Raw genomic sequence first — 22,766 nt, 5'->3', positions numbered from 1 at the left:
AGAACGTACCAATCTATTAAATAGTGTATGTACCTGAAAAAGCATCACACAGACGTGCGATGCTATTTCTGTTCTATTATATGATAAGCCTGTATCACTTATGTTTGCAAGTAGAACACGATTTAATAAATTTTTATTAGAAGAGTTTAATTTATTTTGGTAGATGCTGTAAGTATGGCGTTAGATTAATACCTATCATGCTAGCAAGTCTCTCACCTAATTTTGCATCTGCACGATAGAAGTTACAAACTGCACGCAGCTTAATTTTTTCATCTACATCTGCTAGATCAGCACTAATATTTTTAATAACAGCATCCTGCTCCGCTCTACTATATCTATTCCATACTTCTCCTGCTTGGCCGAAGTCATTTGTTTTTTCTATTTTTTTCCGCTCAGAAACACCACTTAATGGCTGAGCTACTTCAACATAATCTGTATCCTCTTTTGGCGTATCCGAGTAGCTATTTGGCTCAAAGTTAATTTGATGTGTTTGCTGACCAAAAGGCATATGTCCATCACGTTGACCATTCGCTACTTTCGCAAAAGGACAGTTAATTGGAAGTTGTAAATAATTTGCCCCAATACGATATCTTTGGGTATCTGAATAAGAGAATAATCTTCCTTGTAGTAACTTGTCCTCAGATGGTAATATACCAGGAACTAACACGCCTGGATTAAATCCCACTGATTCAGTTTCCGCAAATATATTTTCAGGGTTTCGATTAAGGACCATCGTTCCAACAAATTGTCGAGGAATCACATCTTCAAACCAATCTTTTGTTGGGTCTAAAGGATCAAAGTCGAAATCATCCATATCTGCTGGATTTAATACTTGAACATATAAGTCCCATTCTGGAAAATCCCCGTCTTCAATTGAATCATATAAATCTCGACTTGCATGGTTAAAATCTTTACCTTGAACTTCACTGGCTTCTTCCATTGAAAGATTTTCAATTCCTTGCTTTGGTACCCAACGAAGTTTTACATAAACAGTATTACCATATTCATTTATCCATTTATATGCGTGAACACTTGAACCTCTCATTTGACGATAGTTCGCTGGAATACCTTCATCAGAAAATACATGTAATAACATATTTGTTGACTCGGGTGTTAGAGACATAAAATCCCAGTATCTGTTAGGTGTTTGTAGATTGGTCCTAGGATCTGGCTTTAATGAATGAACCATATCAGGGAATTTCATTGCATCGCGAATAAAGAATATAGGAAGATTGTTACCCACAAAATCATAGTTACCATCTTCGGTATAAAATTTTACAGCAAATCCTCGAGGATCACGTAATGTTTCAGGAGAATGTAATCCATGAATAACTGTTGAGAAACGAGCAAATACTGGTGTTTCTGTTCCGGCATCTTGTAAAAACTTAGCTCTCGTATATTTTTTCATACTATTTTTAGTAATGAAAACACCGTGTGCTCCAGCTCCACGTGCATGCACAACACGCTCAGGTACTCTTTCACGATCAAAATGAGCTAGTTTTTCAATTAATTGATAATCCTCTAATAAAGTTGGACCTCTACGTCCCGCTGTAAGTGAATTTTGATTATCTCCAATTGGCACGCCTTGATTTGTTGTTAATCGGTTATTTGTCATATCATTTCTCCTTAATTAGAATAATTATAATCTAGTAATAATTATATAATAAGCTGACTTATAATGAAAATCAATATCAAATTATAATTATTATAAACTATTAATTGATTTAATTAATTCTTCACTATGTAGGTATGACTTGCCGTTCTTATATTAAAAAAGGTGCTGATTTAATAAATTCAACGTAAAAGAGCCATATAAATACTAAAATTCATCTATAACTCAACATTAAGCATTCCAAATCGAACCATTTTATTAGTTTTTTATGATAATATGTGTTCTTTTTAATAGTTTAGTTGGCTTTATTTGCGTTTTGGAAATTTTAATTGCGATTCTCCATTTTTATTTGCCATTCCACAGTTTTATTTGCGACTATTCATCTGTTTTATTTGTATTCAATAATCACAAAAAACAAAGAAAAAAACCTATCCTAATAATTTAGGATAGGTTTTTAGTAAATTAAAAATTAATATATTTCATAGGATCTACTGCATTTGATTTAGCATAATTCCATTCACCTTTATGTAATTCAAAGTGTAAATGCTGTCCCGTAGAATGACCAGAATTTCCCATATAACCAATTTGCATACCTTTTGAAACAGTTTGTCCAGTTGATACATTAAAACTATCCAAGTGAGCATATACAGTTGTCCATACTTGTCCATCAATATTATGCGTTATAAATACACAATTTCCATAAGAAGATGAGACATAAGCACGAATTACAACTCCATCAGCTGCCGCTACAACTGGTACACTTCCCGCTGAAGCAATATCAACACCTTCATGGAACTCTCCACCCTCAAATGAACGCTGTCCAAATCCAGAAGAGATATAACCGTTTGCTGGTCTTGTAAAGTTACCACTAGACACGGTTGGTGTATTATCAGAACTACCAGTACTATCTGAATTACTAGCATTAGTTGAACTACTAGAGCTTTCAGATCCACTTGAATGGTTTGTACTAGTAGATGATTTTTTACTTTTTGCAGCAGCTTCTGCTTTACGTTTAGCCTCCGCTTTACGTTTAGCTTCTGCGGCAGCTCTTTCAGCAGCTTGTTTCTTAGCGATTTCAAGCGCTTTTTGCATTGCAGCCTGCTGACTTGCTAGTAATTCATCTTGTTCCTTTAAATCTAAAACATCTGCATGAGCTTCGCTTTCTTTAGCTTTTAATGAAGCCATTAATTTGTTCTTTTCGCTAACCTGACTTGCTAGTTGATTATTTAGACTCTTTAAGTTCGTTAAATCTCTTTCGATTTTTTCTTGCTTTATAGTCAAATCATCTTTTTTAGCACTAACTTCTTTTAAGTCCAAGTTTTGCTTGTTAATAATGTCCTCGTCAGCCTTCATAATAATTTGTACGGCAGTCATTCGTTGAATTAAATCTCCGAAACTATTAGCACCTAAAATGACATCAATATAGGATACCATTCCACCGGACTTTTGAAGAGAACGCATACGGTTTTTCAATAATTCTTCACGAGATTTAATACGTTCTTCAATAAACTTAATTTCTTCCTTTAGTTTTGAAATTTGCTTTTTCCCATCACTAACTGCATCTTCAGTTTGGTTAACTTTTTGTTTAGTCAGTTTCATTTGAGCATCAAGTTTTTCAAGCTCCGCAACAACTTCATGCTGGTCATGCTTTATATCAGCAATTTTGTTGTTTGTTGCGTCCGTCTTATCCTTAACCTCACTACGCTTCTTTTTAATGCGGTCAATTTCAGTTTGGTATTTACTTTCAGCAAAAGAAACGGATGGGATAGCACCGATGATGAAAGTACTGCATAACATAATCGTTATTACTTTCGTTGATTTTCTCTTATTCATCTAAGATCCCTCCTTATGTATATAGAAAAGCCCTAGTACCTGTATCAACTCAGACAGACGTTAAATTGGGAACTAGAGCTTATCAATCGTATTACTCTATTAAAACTATAAATGAAAAATTTAATCTTATTTACGTAAAAACTTACGAATTGACATAACAGAACCCCACATCCCGATTACTGCACCAATACCTATTAAAATCGCAGATAGCTGGTACACAAACGGTGAAAATGGTAATAATGTAAACATTGTTCCTGCTAATTTTGGCATTAGCATATTATAAATGACTTTATAGCCTGTTAATAGTAAAACAATTGGAATAACGGATCCTAACACACCTAACAGTAAACCTTCTAATAAGAACGGCCAACGAATAAAGTTATTAGTTGCCCCTACCAATCTCATAATCTCAATTTCACGTCGTCTTGCCATGATTGTTATTTTGATAGTATTAGAGATTAAGAACATCGCAGTAAATAATAGACCGAAAATCAGTACTAAACCGATATTACGCCCTACCGAAACTGCATTAAATAATTTTTGAACTTGTTTTTTACCATAAATTACTTCATCAATATATTTTAAGCCTTCAATTTTTTTGGCTACTGGTGCGATTTGTTCTGGAGAATCTGTTTTAACAATATACGTATCATTTAATGGATTTTGCTGTTCAAACAGTTGGAATGCTTTCCCATCTTCTCCCATACTTTTAATTAGATTGTTTAGTTCTTGATCTTTCGACGAAAACTTAACAGTCGTTACATGATCTAATTTTTTGATTTCTTCTTTTAAAGTAGCTTGTTGCTCTTTGTTTGCTGTTAAATCCACTAAAACACGTACTTCTACATCTTTTTCTAGAGTTGTACCAATATGGTTTACATTCATAATTACGGTTAAAAATACACCAACAAGCATTAAAGTAACTGCTACAGCACTTATCGATGCAAACGTCATCCAACCATTTCGTTTTAAACTACGTAGTCCCTCACGAACATGTCTTTTTGCAGTTCTAGCTTTCATAACCGTACACTCCTCTCGCTTGGTCGCGTACAATTTTTCCAGCTTCAATTGCAATTACACGTCGCTTAATCGTATTTACAATATCTTTATTATGAGTTGCCATTACAACAGTTGTTCCACTATCATTGATTTCTTTAAATATGTCCATAATCTCCCATGTAGTTTCAGGGTCTAAGTTACCCGTTGGCTCATCGGCGATCACTACTTGTGGTTTATTTACAATAGAACGGGCAATCGAAACACGTTGCTGTTCACCACCAGAAAGCTCTGTTGGTAAGAATCGCGCTTTATGTTTTAATTTAACAAGTTCAAGTACTTCCATAACTCTTTTCTTGATTGTTTTCGGATTTTCTTCAATAACTTCAAGTGCAAATGCAATATTTTCATAAACTGATAAAGTCGGTAACAATTTATAGTCTTGGAAAACTACCCCAATATTTCTACGTAATAAAGGAACTTTTTTATCCTTCATATGGCTTAAATCCATTCCATTAATTAAGATCGCACCCTTTGATGGTTTTTCTTCACGGTACATCATTTTAATGAATGTCGACTTCCCGGCACCACTTGGTCCCACGACATACACAAATTCACCTTGGCGAATTTTTACATTAATACCATCTACCGCAAGAACACCATTAGGATAAGTCTTATAAACATCTTTTAACTCAATCATGACATTCTCCTTAATTTTTTGTTCCGTTTTCTTCTATCAAACTATATAAGATCCACTCTGGATGAAATTATACTTAACTTTACTTGATCTTATTATTTCGCCTGCTATTTACATATTTCGATAAATTCAGCTAAGCTCCTCTATTATACCACTTAAAAAATGTCAAAATTGATAAATTTATGTTACATTTTAATAATAGACAGGATTATTTCCGAACGTTTCACGAGCTTGTTTAACAAATTATGGAAAAATGTAACTAAAATGAAAAGAAACAGACCTTTTCTAATTAACAGAAAATTGTCCGTTTCTTTAATTTTTTTCTATAGAATTTAAAACATTTTATTTTTTAGTTGCAAGCCATTTCGCTACACTTTTCGCGTCATTTCCTTGAACAACTCCACTAGGCATTGAACCTCTACCATCATGAATGATATTTTCTATTTCTTTTTCAGAGTATTTCGCTCCGACCTTTTTTAAGCTTGGTCCAATTACACCTTCAAGTTCTCCACCATGGCAGCTAGCACAGCTTTGTTTAAACAACTTTTCCCCACTTGCAACCGATACCGGCTCACCTGAATCATTCTTTTTACTTGTATTATTATTTGAACCACACGCTGTAATCGTTAACAGCATACCACCAGTTATAAAAGCAAGAAGTAGCTTTTTCACAAAAATCATCGCCCCTTTAAAAATCCCATAACTATAGTCTACTACTAATAAAAATATTTATTTTACCTTTTTATGTCAAATTTGTGAAACCTTCTCCAAGAACTTCTGTTGCATCTACGACTGTAATGAAAGCATTTCGATCAACTGACCGAACGATATCACGAAGAGAAGAAAATTCAGATTGATCAAGTACACACATTAATACTAAACGGTCTTCATTTGTATATCCACCAACACCAGTTAGCTTTGTTACTCCACGATCTAATTCGTGAACTATTGCTGTTGTTACAGGCTCCACTTCTGAAGTAATGATTAGTGCCATTTTTGATCTAGCAAGGCCAATTTGAACTAAATCGATTGTTTTACTCGTAACAAAAAGTGCAATCAGTGCATACATACCGCTTTCAAGATTAAAAACAATTGCAGATGTAAGAACAATTAATCCGTCAATAAATGCTACACAAATCCCAAGTGATAAACCAGTATATTTATGAACAATTTGAGCTGCTAAATCTGTTCCACCAGTAGAAGCTTTCCCTCGGAACACGATTCCTAGACCTAAACCAATAAATAGTCCACCAAAAATTGATGCTAAAAGTGGATTATCAGTTGCTGGTTTAATATTGTATAAATCAACTAAATAAACAACAAGTGGAATAAAAATAGTTCCAACTAATGTTTTAGCCCCAAATTGTCTACCTAAGAAAAATACCCCTGCAATAAATAAAGGTATATTAAATGCCCATTGTACAAATGCAGGATTAAATCCCATCGTACTCTTTAAAATCGTCGAAATACCACTTACTCCACCAGAAGCAATATGATTTGGTAATAAAAACACACAAAACGCGATAGCAATAATTGCAGAACCAACTAATACAAAAAAGTACTCAAAAAACGTTTTTCCCCACCCTACAGTTAGAGCAGTAGAATATCTGACCTTTTTCAAACTTATCCCCCTCAAATATTTCTCACTAACAGACAACTTTTCTATTTTATATCCTTTTTATCGGATACTCTCTCTATTTTTTATTATGAAAAAAACAATAAGATTTAATTACATATAAACAAAATTTACTTTCTTCCATTTGTAAAACACCTTAAAAATAAATATGATTCATGTAACTCCCTCACATTAGTAAGGTAAAACCCTTACTACCCCCTAAGTAAAAAAGCTCAAAAGAATAACATCTCCTAATTTAGAAGATGTCCGTTTAGACAAAGTCCAAAAAAATTGATGTTCAGACTAATTGCAAGCGTTTGGCGGGCAGTCTGATAGAAGATGTTTTAGGTTAAAAGATGGATTTACAGACTAACTAAATGATTAAATATACCTCTTTTGTCCTCAAAGATTAGGGCTGGTAAGAAAGAAGTTTCCCCCAATCTTATCAGCCCATTTTTCAACATTAAATCTTAGAACGTAAGTAAGCATCAATAAATGGATCAAGATCTCCATCCATTACTGCATGTACATTACCAACCTCTGTGTTTGTTCGGTGGTCTTTAACCATTGAGTATGGGTGGAAAACATATGAACGAATTTGACTTCCCCAGCCAATTTCTTTTTGTTCTCCACGAATTTCATCTAATTGAGCTTGTTGCTCTTCTATTTTACGTTGATATAGTTTTGCTTTTAACATTTTCATTGCATGTTCACGGTTCTTAATTTGTGAACGCTCTGTTTGACATGTTACTACTGTGTTAGTTGGTACGTGTGTAATACGTACTGCTGAGTCAGTTGTATTAATATGCTGACCACCCGCTCCACTTGCACGATACGTATCAATTTTTAAATCCTCTGTACGAATATCGATTTCAATTTCTTCATTAAACTCAGGCATTATTTCACAAGAAACGAAAGAAGTATGACGGCGACCTGATGAATCGAATGGTGATATACGCACTAAACGATGAACGCCTTTTTCTGCTTTTAAATAGCCATATGCATTATGACCTTTAATCGCTAAAGTTACACTCTTAATACCAGCCTCATCACCAGGTAGATAATCTAAAGTTTCGACTTTAAATCCACGTTTTTCAGCCCATCTAGTATACATACGTAATAACATTGAACCCCAATCTTGAGACTCGGTTCCACCTGCTCCTGGGTGAAGCTCAAGAATTGCATTATTTTTATCATATGGCTCGCTTAATAATAATTGAAGTTCGAAATCATTTAGTTTTCCAGTTAAAGATTTTACTTCAGTTATTAGTTCTTCAAATAGTTCATCGTCATTTTCTTCTTTAACTAACTCATATGTTACTTCAAGATTCTCATATCCATCATTTAAATCATTGAATTCATTAATAACCTCTTTTAAACCATTTACTTCACTAATTACTACTTGTGCAGCTTTTTGATCATCCCAAAAATCTGGCTCTGACATAAATGCTTCAAGCTCATCTAGTCTTGCCTGTTTTGTTTCGACGTCAAAGAGACCCCCTAAATGCTTGAAGGCGTTTCGCCATCTTTTCTAGTTCTTGCTTTACTTCTACTAATTCCATTACATAACACCTCGTTTAAATTTTACGAACAATAAAAAGGTGGTAAAGACAAGTAGTAAAGTGAGAATAACCTTTGAAAGTTACTCTTCTCTTTTAATAACTACTTGCCCTTGCCCCTTTTCATATAGTTTCTATTTTATTAGATTCCTTTACCGTGGCAGTTTTTATACTTCTTACCTGATCCACAAGGACAATCTTCATTACGACCAGTCTCTTCGCCTTTTACGATTGGTTTTTTCTTTACTTCACCATCACCATCATTACTTACATGAATTGCATCGCCTTGTACAGCTTCACGCTCTACGTCAGCTTCAATTTCAGCTTTCATAATAATGCGAGATACTTCTTCTTCAATAGAAGCAATCATCTCTTCAAACATTGCGAAGCCTTCCATTTGATATTCACGTAGTGGATCAATTTGTGCATATGCACGTAAATGGATTCCTTCACGAAGTTGATCCATTGAATCGATATGAGCCATCCATTTGTTATCAACTGTACGTAATAATACAACTTTTTCAAACTCACGCATTTGTTCAATTGGTAAAGCTACCTGTTTTTCTTCGTAACGTTCGAATACTGTTTTTTGAATTAATTCAACCATTTCATCTGGTTCAATTACACGTAATTGTTCAACTGTAATTTCATCTTCATTTAATAAGTTTGCTTCTAAGAAATCAATGATTCCTTCTACATTCCACTCTTCTTGAAGCTGCTCGTTTGGAGTATGAGCTTGAACTACTCTGTTAATAGTACCTTCAATCATATTTTTAACGATTGGTTGTAAATCATCTGAATCAATAACTTCAGAACGTTGAGCATAAATAACTTCACGTTGTTGACGTAATACATCATCGTATTGAAGTAATTGTTTACGAGCATCAAAGTTATTACCTTCTACTCGTTTTTGTGCGGATTCAACTGCACGAGAAACCATTTTACTTTCAATCGGTTGAGAATCATCTAAACCTAAACGGTCCATCATAACTGATAAATTTTCTGAACCGAAACGACGCATTAATTCATCTTCCATTGATAAATAGAAAGTTGTCACACCAGGGTCTCCTTGACGACCAGAACGACCACGTAACTGATTATCAATACGACGGCTTTCATGTCGCTCAGTACCAATAACAGCTAATCCACCAAGCTCACGAATACCTTCACCTAATTTAATATCTGTACCACGACCAGCCATGTTTGTCGCAATAGTAACTGCGCCACGGTGACCAGCCAATGCGATAATATCAGCCTCACGTTCATGGTTCTTCGCATTTAATACTTCGTGTTTAACACCTTTACGTTTTAACAATTGAGATATTAACTCTGAAGTCTCGATCGCTACTGTACCAACTAGAACTGGTTGTCCAGCTTTGTGACGCTCAACGATTTCATCAACTACAGCATTAAATTTTCCACCCATTGTTTTATATACTAAATCTGGTTTATCCATACGAGCGATTGGGCGGTTCGTAGGAATAACTAGAACATTCATATTATAAATATTACGGAACTCTTCTTCCTCAGTTTTTGCTGTACCAGTCATACCAGAAAGCTTTTTATACATACGGAAGTAGTTTTGGAAAGTAATTGTCGCAAGCGTCATACTTTCGTTTTGGATTTTTAATCCTTCTTTCGCTTCAATCGCTTGGTGAAGACCTTCACTGTATCGGCGACCTTTCATCAAACGACCAGTAAATTGGTCAACGATCACAATTTCACCATCTTGAACTACATAATCTACATCATGAGTCATCGTAACATGAGCACGTAATGCCTGAGTAATATGATGGTTTAAGTTAACATTTTTCAAATCAAATAGGTTATCTACGCCAAAAGCTTTCTCTGCACGAGAAATACCATCTTCAGTTAATAAAACAGATTTCGTTTTTACATCGTACGTATAATCTTTGTCTAGTTTAAGCATTCCAACAAATGCATTCGCTGCAATATAAGATTGTGCAGACTGTTTTGCTTGTCCAGAAATAATTAACGGAGTACGTGCTTCGTCAATTAAAATTGAGTCAACCTCATCGATAATAGCATAGTTTAGTGGACGTTGTACTCGTTGTTCAGCGTATACAACCATGTTATCACGTAAATAGTCAAATCCTAATTCATTATTTGTACTATACGTAATATCACAAGCATATGCCTCACGCTTTTCATCTGGTTCCATACTATTTAGATTTAGACCAACAGTAAGTCCTAAGAACTCATACAATTGACCCATTTCACGCGCATCACGACTAGCTAAGTATTCATTGACCGTAACAACGTGAACACCTTCGCTACTTAAAGCATTTAAGTAAACAGGTAAAGTAGAAGTTAAAGTTTTACCTTCCCCTGTTTTCATTTCTGAGATATTACCTTCATGTAAAGAAATTCCACCTAATAACTGTACAGGATATGGAGTCATACCAAGCACACGAGTAGCACCTTCACGAACAACGGCAAACGCTTCAACTAAAATATCATCAAGAGTTTCACCTTTTTGTATACGCTCTTTAAATTCAAATGTTTTACCTCTAAGTTCATCATCAGATAATTTTGTATACTGATCCTGTAAAGATAAAACTTGATCAACTTGTTTTTGCATTTTATTTAATTGTCGCTGATTAAGATCAAAAACCTTTTTTATCATTCCAAGCATTCGTAACGCTCCTCTATTATAAAGTCATAAACTAAAATGTCATTAAGTTAGTAGATACTATTTCTAATTTTATCATTAAATGAAGATAAGTGACAACCTTATGTCGAGATTGTTCTATTAGAATTAATTAATTTTTTTGAAAATAAGTAAATAAGACCAAAAAAGGACTAAGCTAATTCTTCAGCTCAGTCCTTTTATTATTATTTTTATTAATTTTATTTGGCTTCAATTAAACCGTAACGACCATCTTTTCTAGCGTAAACGATGTTCGTTTTATTCGTTTCACCGTTTAAGAATACAAAGAAGTTATGACCTAACATATTCATTTGTAGCACTGCTTCTTCTGCATCCATAGGTTTTAAATCAAATTGCTTTGTTCGAACTAACTCAATATCATTTTCGTGCTCTTCTACTGCAACAGCTGATTCAGTAGTAGATGGTGCAAACATGAATTTTAATGAACCTTTTTCTCTTAACTTACGATTTACTTTCGTTTTATGTTTTCTAATTTGACGATCTAGTTTATCAATAACTAAATCGACAGCTGCATACAAATCTGCATGCTCTTCTTCTGCACGTAATAACATATACGTTCCAGGAATAGTTACTTCAATTCTTTGCTTGTCGTGGAATACTTTAGCATTAACTCTCGCCGTTAACTCTTCGTCAAAATAACGATCAAATCGCGATAATTTTTTATCTACGTAATCACGAATCGCTGGAGTAATTTCAATATTTTCGCCTCGGATGTTTAGCATCATATGGGTTTCCTCCTTCATCAAGCTCCAAATAATGAAAGCTGTCATATTTATATTCTACACTTCTATCTCAATTTCCTCCTTGAAATTTTTGTCAAATATGAGAAATCTCTGTGTCCATTTATTGAACTTTTTTGGTTTAGATCAGATTATTTTTTATAATAATTTAAAACAAACAAAGGCTTACTCAAATGAGTAAGCCTTTGTGTTCCGAATCTATATAAGCAAATATTTACTTATTAACGGATAAATTAGATTTTAGTAACATTAGCAGCTTGAGGTCCACGGTTACCTTCAACGATTTCGAAGCTAACTGCTTGGCCTTCTTCTAAAGATTTGTATCCTTCTGCGTTGATAGCTGAGAAATGTACGAATACATCGTCTCCATCTTCACGCTCGATAAATCCAAAACCTTTTTCTGCATTAAACCATTTTACTTTACCTTGCATTCAAATCCATTCCCTTCAGTCGAAAACTTGTGAATCTTCTCCACAATTCAACTATACATCATAAAACTAGGACAAGTCAAAAGTAGCTTATCGCCTTTTTTTTCACGAATTCGACAAATAACGAAAAATTCTAACTATTCCCTTACCTATCATATTCGCTTACCTTCTGACCTGCCCTATTATTATTTTCCTGTTTTATGAAACGAAAATTTATATCATTTTTCCTACTAAAGTTTTTCCTTCTTCATAACCTCTGACCCTACACCTTAAATCTATATGGTACAGTAGTTACAATAACGCTTCGTTTATGAAGTAAATACGCTCGTAGTAACAAGCTTGATTGATTATGTAAAACATTATGCCAATTTTTTCTCGTAATAAACTGTGGTATTAAAACTGTAATTTCAAAGCCTTGCTCATGAGCTTTAGCTTCCATTTCATCTATTACTTTTAAAAGTGGTCTAGTAATTTCTCGATACTCTGAGTGAGCAACAATGAGTTTTACGTTAGGATTCCAAGCTTCCCATTTTTCTCTCATTTGCTCTTCACTTTCTTTATCAAAAGAAATGTAAACAGCATAAACTTCATCCGCAATACCTTGAGCATATTGCATTGTACGTTCAACTACTTTTGTGATCCCAGCAACGGGAACAACCATAATATTTCCACTAATTTTTTCAGGAATATCATTATTTAATCTTAATTGGTCACCTACTGCTTCATAGTGCTTACGAATTCTTAAGAAAAGAATAACAATTATAGGTAAAAAAACAAATATTGACCAAACTTGATTTAACTTAGTCGTTAAGAAAATAATCGAAACTGTTGCTGAGATAAATGCCCCAACAAAGTTGGCAGTTAATTTCGGCAACCAGCCAGCCGGTTTTTCTCTAATCCATTTAATTACCATACCTGTTTGAGAAAGTGTAAATGGTACAAATACACCAACAGCATATAATGGAATTAACGCTTCTGTTTTACCTTGGAAAGCAATAATTAATAAAATTGAAGCTACACCAAGTGTAATAATACCATTTGAATATCCTAGACGATCTCCTCGAAGTAAGTACATTCTTGGCATAAATTTATCACTTGCTAAGTTATAAGCTAGTAATGGGAATGCAGAAAATCCTGTATTAGCTGCTAATACAAGGATTAGCGCCGTTGTCCCTTGTATAAAGAAATAGATTATATTTCGTCCGAAAATATCGGAACCTAATTGGGACATAACTGTTTCTTCTGCATTTGGTACAATTCCATACCAGTAAGCTAAAAACATAACTCCCGAAAATAGTACTGCTAAAATCAAACCCATCAACAATAGTGTTTTTGCCGCATTTTTATCTGAAGGTACTTTAAAGTTCGGAATTGCATTTGAAATTGCTTCTACACCAGTTAAGGCTGAGCAACCAGATGAAAATGCTTTTAAAAGAATAAAGAGCGAAATCCCTGGAACAACCGTACCAATAGCTGAATGCGCTGTTTGTGGCGCATGGCCTGTAAAGACATTATATAAACCTACGATAATGATAATAACAAGTGCTACAACGAATAAATAAACTGGATATGCTAAGATCGAAGCAGATTCAGTTAGTCCACGTAAGTTTAAAATTGTAATACATATAACTAGAATAACAGCAATAAAGACTGTATGAGCGTGCAAAACTGGAAAGGCGGACGTAATCGCGTCCGTTCCTGCTGACACACTAACCGCTACTGTCAAGATATAGTCAACTAGCAAAGATCCACCGGCAACTAAACCTGGAATAACACCAAGGTTTTGTTTAGATACGACATAAGCGCCTCCACCATGTGGATAACTAAAAATAATTTGGCGATAAGATAAAATTAATGCTAATAATAAAATCAGAACGCCTATACCAATCGGAACCGAATACCAATACGCTACCGCTCCAACCGTAGTTAAAACGATCAGAATCTGCTCTGGACCGTATGCTACTGAAGAAAGCGCATCTGACGATAGGATCGCCAAGGCCTTCGTATTCGATAACTTTTGTTCACTTAACTCTGTTGACTTAAGTGGTTTACCAATTAAGTATCGTTTTAAAATCGATAACATATGTGCACCTCTACATAAAAAGTTAAAAACTAAACCATTTGAGTTTATCACATTATTAGAAAAAATTGTGTGATATATTAAGAAAATCTTTCCATAAATTTATTAAGGTTTTGACAAAATAATTAATATTAACTTTCCTCCAAATCAATTTAAAATACAATAAAATGAAAAGCCACTTTAAAAACTTTACGACTCAAATAATAGAAGCTTTCGTTTTGTATGAAAATCCTTTTTAATTTCCTTACCAACATACAGAAAGAACTTAACCTATCTGCTAAGTTCTTCCCTATTTTCTTCTTATATAGTTAACCATTTTAGTACAGCCCGATTCGATTGTTGGCCTTGATCCAACTAGTTTAATGCTTAACTTCTTAATTTATCTCTTTTTTTAGTCTTTTGTTTTATCTTTATTTCTTATTAAAATAACTAAGCATTTTTTCAGCCACTTTCATTGGTTGAACTTTGTATGTTCCCTCGTCAATTTGTTTTTTTAATTGCTGTATACGTTCATCACGTTTTGCGATTATCTGATTGGCGATTAGATTATCCTTCGCTTGAGGGGAGATTTCTATTTTTCCTTCTTGTTCTCGTTTATTTAGTTCGATTTTTTCTATGTTGTATTGATGTAAATGAACTTTATCCTCATCAGATGCATTACCCTTCACTTTTCTCACCTCATCGCTAATCGTTTTATACCTCGTCACTTTATTATTAATTATATTTTTGTTTTATTCTGCCCAATGACCACTATTTATATCGGTAAAACTAGTGGTAAAATTAAGTCCTTTTATACATGACAAGTTACCTAGTTTTATGCCCGAATCAAAGTGAGTGAATGTACTTCCGTGGCACCATTTTGTAACAATATTGTTGCGGCATCTTGTACCGTTTTACCAGTTGTATACACATCATCAAGTATTACGATCGATTCGTTATCGAATTTTTCCTCACCACAATAAGAAAAAACTTGTTCTCGGCTTAGTCTCTCATAACGGTTTAACTTACTTTGTTTTTCAGTATGAATTCTTTCTAAACAATTTGTTAAGTTTAAACCTGCGTATTGTGCGAGTACTTCAACTTGATTAAAACCTCTTTCCTTTAGTCTCGCATCACTTAGAGGTATTGGAACTATTTTATAATTTTCGTAAGAATTTTCATAGTATTCCCTCAAATCACTTGCAAATATAGATGCTAATTGAACATCACCAAAAAATTTAAAATTATTGAGCCATTCTTTTATTTCATTTGTGTAATGAAATATCGACTTATTAATAATTAACGGCATATCTGGCTTTAACCTCATATACTCTATACAATTTTTACAATGCTTTTGATTCTCCATAATATAACCACAACAAATTTCACAAACAGGACCAATAATTCTTTTAAATTTCGCTAGACATTGTGAACAAACTGATTCATTGCTTTGAAAAAACAATTTATGCAAGGAGAACTTCTCAATAAATCGAACACCACAATATACACAAATCACTTATGATCCAACCAACCTTTCTCGAAACCTAAATGATTCATTAGAAGTATCTGCTTTTTAGCTTTGACCATTTCTTCGCTAATTCCATTGTGAAAAAAGATAACTTCTCCATTTGCATATTTAATATGCCTACCAGCACGCCCTGCAATTTGAACTAGTGCACTTTCAGTAAAGATCTCTTCATCAGCGCCTATTACCGCAATTTGGCTATTCGAAATCGTAACGCCTCTCTCTAAAATTGTCGTTGTGATTAAAACTTGAGTATCACCATTTCGAAAAGCACTTACTTTTTCATGTCTTTGAGGATCTTGACTATGAACTGATGCTGATTTAATTGTTATCTTTTTAACAGCCTCTTCTATAAAAATACATTCATTAATTGTAGGGACAAACAAAAAGATTGGGCAGCTTTTTTGAATAAATAATTTTATCCATTTTTCTAAAGAAGTTGGAAGTTCTTGTGATTTGCGGATCGTTTTACGCCAGTTACCAATCCATTCAAAGCTCGGTACTGGTAGGGGTTGCCTATGGTATCTTGCGGGGACCATTACATTTTTGATTTTATCTTTAAGTGCAAGTAGTTGTTGTTCACTAGAGGGGGTAGCAGTCATTTGTACTGTAGAACCTTTAATTGTTCTTGATTCATTTGCAACCCAGTGCAAATGTGTTTCAATATTATAAGGAAAAGCATCAACTTCATCGATAATTAATAAGTGGAAGGTACGCCTAAATTTCATTAACTGATGTACTGTACAAATTGTTATCCTATTTCCATCCCATATCTCTTCACTACCTCCATAAAGTACTGAAATTGAAATAGTAGGGAAGGCTTGTCTGAATCTAGTCGCTAGCTCTAAAACAACGTCAACTCTAGGAGTTGTAATACAAACGAATTTACCTTGCTGAAGTGCAGCTTCAATCCCTTCAAACAACATTTCTGTTTTTCCTGCACCACAAACTGCCCAAAGTAGCAAATTCTGATTTTCGTTCACAGCTTCAACTACTTTAATAGATGCTTCTTTTTGCTGAGGTGAAAGTTTTCCATCCCATTCGAGTCCAGTAATTGATGAATCTAATTTCATATCAACTTCATTAATGACTAGCTCTGTACATGTCGACATTTTTCCCATAATGATACATTTTCGACAATATGTACACAGTGATGAACATTTTGCACAAAAGTGAGTAGCGAAAAAGTGTTGATTTTGATTACCACAACGGAAGCATTGATAACGAGTTTTAACTTTTTGAACCGCTTGAATGACTAGACTGGTTGGAGGGATATCCTGATGATTTGTTGAGGGGAGAAGTTGGAGTTTTCTACCGTAAAATTTGTCCATTTATTAACCTACTTTCTTTTAGTAATTGCCCAATATGGGCATCTTTCAATATTACATTCAATCAGTCACTAATAGCATGAACACTAGTGAAAATTTCTTGTCAGCTATATAAATAATTTGTGTCTTTTACATTTGTTAAGCATACCAAAATCATTACGATAACAAATTTTCACAGCACAAAACAAAAAAAGCCCCTAATCAAAGGAGCTCCTTCTCAAACAACATACCAACCCAACCCTAAGGCACCTTCACCAAGATGCGTTCCAATTACTGGGCCAAAATATGAAGTTTCTAATTCAACATTCGGATATGTTTCACTAAGTTGTTGGGCTAATTTTTTTGCATCTTCTTCACGACTTGAGTGAATAACGACTGCTTTCATTTTTTCGCCTTTTGATGCAACTTCGCCAAATAAATCTGTAATTCGTTTCATTGCCTTTTTTTCAGTTCGGATTTTTTCAAAGGCTACAATTTTTTTGTCTACAAATGTTAGAATTGGCTTTACTTGAAGCAAACTTCCTACAAATGCTTGTGCACTAGAAAGTCTTCCACCGCGTTGTAGGTGATCTAAATCAAAAACCATGAAGTAAGCATTTGCAGATTTTTTTATTTCATCTAAACGCTCAATGATTTCAGTTGGTCCAGCACCCTCCTTTGCCATTTTTGCAGCCTCAATGACATAAAACCCTTGGACCATGCAGCTAATTTCTGAATCATAAGCGACTACTTCTAAGTTATCAATCATTGAACCAGCTGATACAATACTCTGATATGTTCCACTAATTCCACTTGATAAAGTGATTGCAACAACAGCCTCATATTCTTTTGATAGCTGTTCAAATTTTTCAATTATCGTGCCGTATGCAGGCTGTGAAGTTTTTGGAAGCTCCTTTTGTTCACGGACCTTGAGGAAAAATTGTTCGGCTGTAATTTCAACTTCTTCTTGGTAGGACGCATCTCCGAAGATTACATTAAGGGGTAACATATGTATATCTAAAGAATCTCTTACTTCCTTTGGGATATAAGATGTACTATCTGTAACAATTGCAGTTCTCATTGTCATATCCTTTCTTATTATATATAGTAACGTTTATCTATGTATTTAATGGTTTAATTTTACACAACTAATTAAGTAAAATCATTGTATTTCATTCTCTTTACTCTGAGCCAATTCGACAATTCAGTTAGACTTAGAAAGACTTATTATACTTAAAAGCCTATTTATTGAAAAGAAAAAGTGGGCATTTTATTGATTCCATGTTTCAGACTAAAAGTAAAAAAACAAATTAATTGTACTTTGTCTAAAAAATAAAACAGAGTACCGATCATCCGATACTCTGTTTTTGCAACTATTTCACTTCAACCCAAGCGTTACGAATTGCCGTTACTACAGCATGAGTACGGTCATTTACTTCTAGCTTTTGCAGAATATTACTTACATGGTTTTTGACGGTTTTTTCACTAATGAAGAGAGCTTCACCTATAGCACGGTTACTTTTACCATCTGCTAACATTTGAAGTACTTCACATTCTCTTCTAGTAAGTAAATGTAATGGACGGCGTACTTCTACTTCACGAGATTTAAATAACTGTTCCTTAAGTGATAGTCTTCTAAATTCTTCTACTAGGTTGTGAGTAATCTTCGGATGTAAATAACATCCACCTTTTGTAACGACTTTAATCGCTTCAATTAGTGTATCTGAGTCCATTTCTTTTAATAAATAGCCTCTTGCACCCACCTTTAGGACATGAGTTACATATGATTCATCATCATGAATTGACAAAATGATTACTTTTGCATCAGGATATTTTTCTAGTAATGCTTTTGTAGCAGTTACTCCGTTCATTGTCGGCATGTTTATATCAACAATTAATACATCTACTTGATGTTGATCCATGATACCTACGACCTCTGTACCGTCTGAACCTTCAGCAACAACATCAAAACTCTCTTCAAAATCTAGGATTCTCTTAATTCCTTCACGAAACAGTTTATGATCATCTACAATTGCAATTCTAGTTTTCATTTCATTACTCCTCTGTTTATTTGTTCTAGTTTGCTAATCTATCGAAATTTGTATAAATTGGTATTTTTTTCTAAATTATAGTATATTCTAACATGTTTTACGGGTGGTTTGGACGCAAATATCCAAAAACATGAAATAAAATTTTACTTTTAAAAATTTTCAGACGTTTCATTTTGAAATACCATTTCTAACTCATTCTCTATTTCTACATCTAAAGTAATGCTAATTGTCGTACCTACTTCTAGTATTGATTCGATTTTAAAATCACCATTTAGTAACTCAACGCGTTCTTTCATTCCTATTAATCCAAAAGAGTTTTCGCTTTGGCCACCTTCAACAGGAAAACCAACTCCATCATCCTGTACTAAAACATTAATTTTATTTCTTAAAAACTCTAATCTAACAAAAATTGTTGATGGATTAGCATGCTTACATGCGTTTTGAACTGCCTCTTGGACGATTCTAAAGATCGCAACTTCTATTTTTGAATTAAGTCTTTTTTTGCTTTGACCGCAATATTCAAATTTAATTTCAATATGCTTATACGACTCAAGCGATTTTAAATATTTATTAAGGGCTGGAACTAATCCTAAATCATCTAATGCCACTGGGCGTAGATCGTATATAATTCTTCTTACTTCCCCTAGCGCACAACGGACTTGTTCCTTTATATCACCTAATTCCTTTCTTGCATCCTCTTCTGGTCTTTGGCGATATGTTTTAATTAAAAAATCTGATTGCATTAATATACTAGCCAACGTTTGGGCAGGCCCATCATGTATTTCACGTGATAACTTTATGCGCTCTTCTTCCTGAGCTTGTATCAATTGAAATCCAAATTCTTGTTTTTGTTTTACATCTTCAAGTAAATGACTAACTTGCTTAAAGTCTGTATTAAGGTAGTTTAAAACAATTGAAATACGGGCAACTAACAATTCGGCTTTTTGTAGTTTCTCTAACAAAATCTGAAGTTTATATTCTAATTCTTTTCTACGATGGTTTAGAACTTTTTCTTCTTTTAATGAAAGAAAATGCTGTTCCTGGATATTTTGGGCTGTTTCATATACTGCCTTTACTTGAAATTCAGTATATCTAGTATAATCCCCATCTACTTCAGTTAATTTTTGGCGTGCCGCTCGTGCTAATAAGTCTAATCTAACCGTATTTTCAATCTTCTCTACTACTTGTAATTTTACTTCTTCAAGCTCTACTCTTAATGTCTCGTATTCAGAGCGAGTATCTTCAACAATTCCAAACACATGGGACTTACTATCTATAACAGATGAGAGCATATTATCCATGATTTCGTCTAGTGTCTGATTGTCCATTTTCCTAGCTGTCATTCACCTTTTCCCCCATTAGTCTATTACTAAATGACTAATAAATTTATGTATATTTAATATTATAATGTAATTAGGATTATAATTGTACAAAAATTTGAAATAAGCAAAAATTTTTATATTTTCCGATTCAACCCTTATTTTTCCAATACATATTGGTATTTTATTATATTTTTAAAAAAATACATACCCTTCTATAACATCCTTAACACAATGTTAACAAGTGTTACAAATATATTACGATTGACCCAATAAAAAAGCTGATTCCCGTAAAAGAATCAGCTTTTTGCCTATTTATTGATTGGTACTATTTTCATTTTCAGAACTACTATCTGAATTAATTGTATTAGTTGTATTTTTTGCAGGTGGTTTTTCTAAACCTAAGTGAACACGGAATTTGCTAGTAATTTCGCTTACACTCTCCTCTTCAGGAACATAATAGTAAATACCGTGAATCGTATCGTCGTGACCTTTTAGTTTTATTGTTTCTAAGTCATTTTCAGAGATATTAGGTAAATGCTTCGCAAGTGAAATACCACCGCTCATTTTCATGTTCGTACTAATATTTTTGCTGAACACTTTCGCATATTGATCCATTTTCATGATTGTTTCAGGTGATTTTATTTCATTTAAGATCGCTTTAATTACTTGCTGTTGTCTTTCTTCACGCCCAAAATCACCACGAGGATCACGTTTACGCATACGTGAATACGCTAATGCCTGTTGTCCATCTAAATGCATCATACCTTTTGTAAAGTAAACCTTTTTCCTTGGTGTAGTATCTGTATTTTCCCAGAAGTCAAAAGGTACATCAACATCTATTCCACCAACAGCGTCAACTATGTTTTTAAATCCATTAAAGTCGACAGTAACGTAATAATCAATTGGTACATTTAAGAATTGCTCAACAGTATCAACTGTTAATTGTAAACCGCCATATGAATATGCATGGTTTATTTTAGTTTTATCTGCATGTCCAGGGATACTTACATATGTATCACGAGGAATACTCATTGTTTTAATTGTCTCTTCTTTTGGATTAAAGGTAGCAAGAATCATCGAGTCAGTTCGTCCACCCTTTCCACCAGTTGAATAGTTCTCAATCCCTAAGAAGAGAATCGATATTGGATCTTTCGATATTGCAACTTTTTCACTTCTTAAGTTTGAAGAAATGTCTTCTCCTTTTGTTGCTTTATTTAATTCTAGATATGTTCTAACGCCTTTATATCCTACAAACACTAAGGCTACTACAATGACAAGTAATAATAGCCTACCAATTAAGCCTCTCTTTTTCTTTCTTCTTTTCTTGGCCATTTTTCGAGAATGATTCTGATTCATACGTTCGAAGAGACCTCCTTTAAAGTTAGTATGATTGTTCTATTTGAAATTAGTCAAAAATTCACTATTTATAATAGCTAAACTACTACATGTATTTAACAATACTTTCATTTATATGGCAACTACCATTTGTTAACTCAATCATCCAGTTTTTGAAGATATCTACTTCATCAATCTTAATCCAAAGTTCAAAGTTTACATCTTCCATGTGGTTAACATTTTCTAAATGATAATGTGAGTTACGTAAAGCGAACTCTACTTTACCTAACAATTTATAATTAATCTTTATGTTCATTACTTTTACTAATGAGCGCTCAACAATTCCAACAGCGTTTAACCCTTCACTGACTGCCTGTCCATATGCACGAATTAATCCTCCTGCTCCAAGCTTTTTACCGCCAAAATACCTTGTTACAACAACAACAGTATCTTTTAATCCTCTCTTTTTCAAAACTTCTAACATTGGAACCCCAGCCGTACCACTCGGTTCACCATCATCATTGGCTTTTTGAATTTCATCGTTTTCACCGATTAAATAAGCTGAGCAATTATGGGATGCATCAAAATGCTTTTTTTTAATTTCTGAAATGAATCGTTGCGCATCAACTTCAGTTTTCGCTTCATTTATGTAACAAATAAATTTCGATTTTTCAATCTCAATCTCATGACTACCAAAGCCACAAACCGTGAAATAATTCGCTAGCATTTAACACCTAACCTTTCGACTAAATTAAACAAAAATTTCGACTCACTTCAATATATTACTACAATTATTCATTCCATTCCTTAAAAAACACTAACATTCTTCAAAAGTAAGTATTTACTGACAAGATTTTATACAGTAACATTAGTAATAATGCTTAATTATCTAGTAGGAAACTTTAAGCAACTACAATATGATCAGCCGATTTGATCTAATCATTTCATACAGAAGTATAGTTTTCTTATTCATACGAATTTCAAACTGTCTATCC

The 22,766-nt window shown here is 33.7% G+C and carries 19 protein-coding genes; all 19 read right to left on the bottom strand.

Annotated features, from left to right (window positions below):
- Positions 1–151: 151 nt before the first annotated feature.
- A complete protein-coding gene (locus AB1282_RS07430; protein WP_429898803.1) occupies positions 152–1,615 on the bottom strand; it encodes a catalase in 1,464 nt (487 codons plus the stop codon).
- Positions 1,616–2,074: 459 nt separating this feature from the next.
- Positions 2,075–3,445: a murein hydrolase activator EnvC family protein gene (locus AB1282_RS07425; protein WP_056469552.1), complete on the bottom strand. Its 1,371-nt coding sequence runs from the start codon at positions 3,443–3,445 to the stop codon at positions 2,075–2,077.
- A gap of 126 nt (positions 3,446–3,571) precedes the next feature.
- Positions 3,572–4,465, bottom strand: coding sequence for a permease-like cell division protein FtsX (ftsX, locus tag AB1282_RS07420; protein WP_056469549.1), 894 nt, complete (start codon positions 4,463–4,465; stop codon positions 3,572–3,574).
- Positions 4,455–5,141 (bottom strand): cell division ATP-binding protein FtsE, encoded by a 687-nt coding sequence (ftsE, locus tag AB1282_RS07415; RefSeq protein WP_056469546.1) that lies wholly within the window; start codon positions 5,139–5,141, stop codon positions 4,455–4,457. Before ftsE ends, ftsX begins: the two co-directional genes overlap by 11 nt.
- A 339-nt stretch (positions 5,142–5,480) precedes the next feature.
- On the bottom strand, positions 5,481–5,819 hold the full coding sequence (gene cccB, locus AB1282_RS07410) for a cytochrome c551 (RefSeq protein WP_056469543.1): 339 nt from the start codon (positions 5,817–5,819) through the stop codon (positions 5,481–5,483).
- A 61-nt stretch (positions 5,820–5,880) separates the two neighbouring features.
- Positions 5,881–6,759: a YitT family protein gene (locus AB1282_RS07405; RefSeq protein WP_335407933.1), complete on the bottom strand. Its 879-nt coding sequence runs from the start codon at positions 6,757–6,759 to the stop codon at positions 5,881–5,883.
- A 457-nt stretch (positions 6,760–7,216) separates the two neighbouring features.
- A protein-coding gene (gene prfB / locus AB1282_RS07400) for a peptide chain release factor 2 (protein WP_286131654.1) occupies positions 7,217–8,315 on the bottom strand; the annotation gives its coding sequence in 2 pieces (ribosomal slippage) (positions 7,217–8,251 and positions 8,253–8,315; 1,098 coding nt in all).
- A gap of 139 nt (positions 8,316–8,454) precedes the next feature.
- Positions 8,455–10,968 (bottom strand): preprotein translocase subunit SecA, encoded by a 2,514-nt coding sequence (secA, locus tag AB1282_RS07395; RefSeq protein ID WP_056469537.1) that lies wholly within the window; start codon positions 10,966–10,968, stop codon positions 8,455–8,457.
- A gap of 215 nt (positions 10,969–11,183) precedes the next feature.
- Positions 11,184–11,729, bottom strand: coding sequence for a ribosome hibernation-promoting factor, HPF/YfiA family (hpf, locus tag AB1282_RS07390; protein WP_056469534.1), 546 nt, complete (start codon positions 11,727–11,729; stop codon positions 11,184–11,186).
- A 248-nt stretch (positions 11,730–11,977) separates the two neighbouring features.
- The gene (cspD, locus tag AB1282_RS07385) at positions 11,978–12,175 is read right to left on the bottom strand and encodes a cold-shock protein CspD (protein ID WP_056469532.1); all 198 of its coding nucleotides are present in this window, start codon (positions 12,173–12,175) and stop codon (positions 11,978–11,980) included.
- 259 nt (positions 12,176–12,434) lie between these two features.
- A complete protein-coding gene (locus AB1282_RS07380) occupies positions 12,435–14,255 on the bottom strand; it encodes an APC family permease (protein ID WP_429898802.1) in 1,821 nt (606 codons plus the stop codon).
- A 407-nt stretch (positions 14,256–14,662) separates the two neighbouring features.
- A complete protein-coding gene (locus AB1282_RS07375) occupies positions 14,663–14,920 on the bottom strand; it encodes a flagellar biosynthesis anti-sigma factor FlgM (protein ID WP_056469527.1) in 258 nt (85 codons plus the stop codon).
- 146 nt (positions 14,921–15,066) lie between these two features.
- Positions 15,067–15,597: a ComF family protein gene (locus AB1282_RS07370; RefSeq protein WP_429898801.1), complete on the bottom strand. Its 531-nt coding sequence runs from the start codon at positions 15,595–15,597 to the stop codon at positions 15,067–15,069.
- Between the two features lie 146 nt (positions 15,598–15,743).
- On the bottom strand, positions 15,744–17,087 hold the full coding sequence (locus tag AB1282_RS07365) for a DEAD/DEAH box helicase (RefSeq protein ID WP_429898800.1): 1,344 nt from the start codon (positions 17,085–17,087) through the stop codon (positions 15,744–15,746).
- Positions 17,088–17,301: 214 nt separating this feature from the next.
- Positions 17,302–18,144 (bottom strand): DegV family protein, encoded by an 843-nt coding sequence (locus tag AB1282_RS07360; protein WP_429898799.1) that lies wholly within the window; start codon positions 18,142–18,144, stop codon positions 17,302–17,304.
- Between the two features lie 292 nt (positions 18,145–18,436).
- A complete protein-coding gene (locus tag AB1282_RS07355) occupies positions 18,437–19,114 on the bottom strand; it encodes a response regulator (protein ID WP_056469515.1) in 678 nt (225 codons plus the stop codon).
- Positions 19,115–19,263: 149 nt separating this feature from the next.
- On the bottom strand, positions 19,264–20,457 hold the full coding sequence (locus AB1282_RS07350) for a sensor histidine kinase (RefSeq protein ID WP_429898798.1): 1,194 nt from the start codon (positions 20,455–20,457) through the stop codon (positions 19,264–19,266).
- 291 nt (positions 20,458–20,748) lie between these two features.
- Positions 20,749–21,792, bottom strand: a complete 1,044-nt coding sequence (locus AB1282_RS07345) for an LCP family protein (protein ID WP_429898797.1) — start codon at positions 21,790–21,792, stop codon at positions 20,749–20,751.
- An 85-nt stretch (positions 21,793–21,877) separates the two neighbouring features.
- Positions 21,878–22,498, bottom strand: a complete 621-nt coding sequence (locus AB1282_RS07340) for a YigZ family protein (RefSeq protein ID WP_429898796.1) — start codon at positions 22,496–22,498, stop codon at positions 21,878–21,880.
- Positions 22,499–22,766: the final 268 nt, after the last annotated feature.

Source organism: Gottfriedia sp. S16(2024) (genome assembly GCF_050473765.1).
GTDB lineage: Bacteria > Bacillota > Bacilli > Bacillales > Bacillaceae_G > Gottfriedia.
The sequence above is the reverse complement of the archived record's forward strand: the minus strand, read 5'-3'. Positions and strand labels throughout refer to the sequence as shown.

Coding starts and splice junctions, on each gene's coding strand:
- AB1282_RS07430 (WP_429898803.1), bottom strand. CDS start 1,615: ATGACAAATAACCGATTAACAACAAATCAAGGCGTGCCAATTGGAGAT.
- AB1282_RS07425 (WP_056469552.1), bottom strand. CDS start 3,445: ATGAATAAGAGAAAATCAACGAAAGTAATAACGATTATGTTATGCAGT.
- ftsX (WP_056469549.1), bottom strand. CDS start 4,465: ATGAAAGCTAGAACTGCAAAAAGACATGTTCGTGAGGGACTACGTAGT.
- ftsE (WP_056469546.1), bottom strand. CDS start 5,141: ATGATTGAGTTAAAAGATGTTTATAAGACTTATCCTAATGGTGTTCTT.
- cccB (WP_056469543.1), bottom strand. CDS start 5,819: ATGATTTTTGTGAAAAAGCTACTTCTTGCTTTTATAACTGGTGGTATG.
- secA (WP_056469537.1), bottom strand. CDS start 10,968: ATGCTTGGAATGATAAAAAAGGTTTTTGATCTTAATCAGCGACAATTA.
- hpf (WP_056469534.1), bottom strand. CDS start 11,729: ATGATGCTAAACATCCGAGGCGAAAATATTGAAATTACTCCAGCGATT.
- cspD (WP_056469532.1), bottom strand. CDS start 12,175: ATGCAAGGTAAAGTAAAATGGTTTAATGCAGAAAAAGGTTTTGGATTT.
- AB1282_RS07380 (WP_429898802.1), bottom strand. CDS start 14,255: ATGTTATCGATTTTAAAACGATACTTAATTGGTAAACCACTTAAGTCA.
- AB1282_RS07370 (WP_429898801.1), bottom strand. CDS start 15,597: ATGGAGAATCAAAAGCATTGTAAAAATTGTATAGAGTATATGAGGTTA.
- AB1282_RS07365 (WP_429898800.1), bottom strand. CDS start 17,087: ATGGACAAATTTTACGGTAGAAAACTCCAACTTCTCCCCTCAACAAAT.
- AB1282_RS07360 (WP_429898799.1), bottom strand. CDS start 18,144: ATGAGAACTGCAATTGTTACAGATAGTACATCTTATATCCCAAAGGAA.
- AB1282_RS07355 (WP_056469515.1), bottom strand. CDS start 19,114: ATGAAAACTAGAATTGCAATTGTAGATGATCATAAACTGTTTCGTGAA.
- AB1282_RS07350 (WP_429898798.1), bottom strand. CDS start 20,457: ATGACAGCTAGGAAAATGGACAATCAGACACTAGACGAAATCATGGAT.
- AB1282_RS07345 (WP_429898797.1), bottom strand. CDS start 21,792: ATGAATCAGAATCATTCTCGAAAAATGGCCAAGAAAAGAAGAAAGAAA.
- AB1282_RS07340 (WP_429898796.1), bottom strand. CDS start 22,498: ATGCTAGCGAATTATTTCACGGTTTGTGGCTTTGGTAGTCATGAGATT.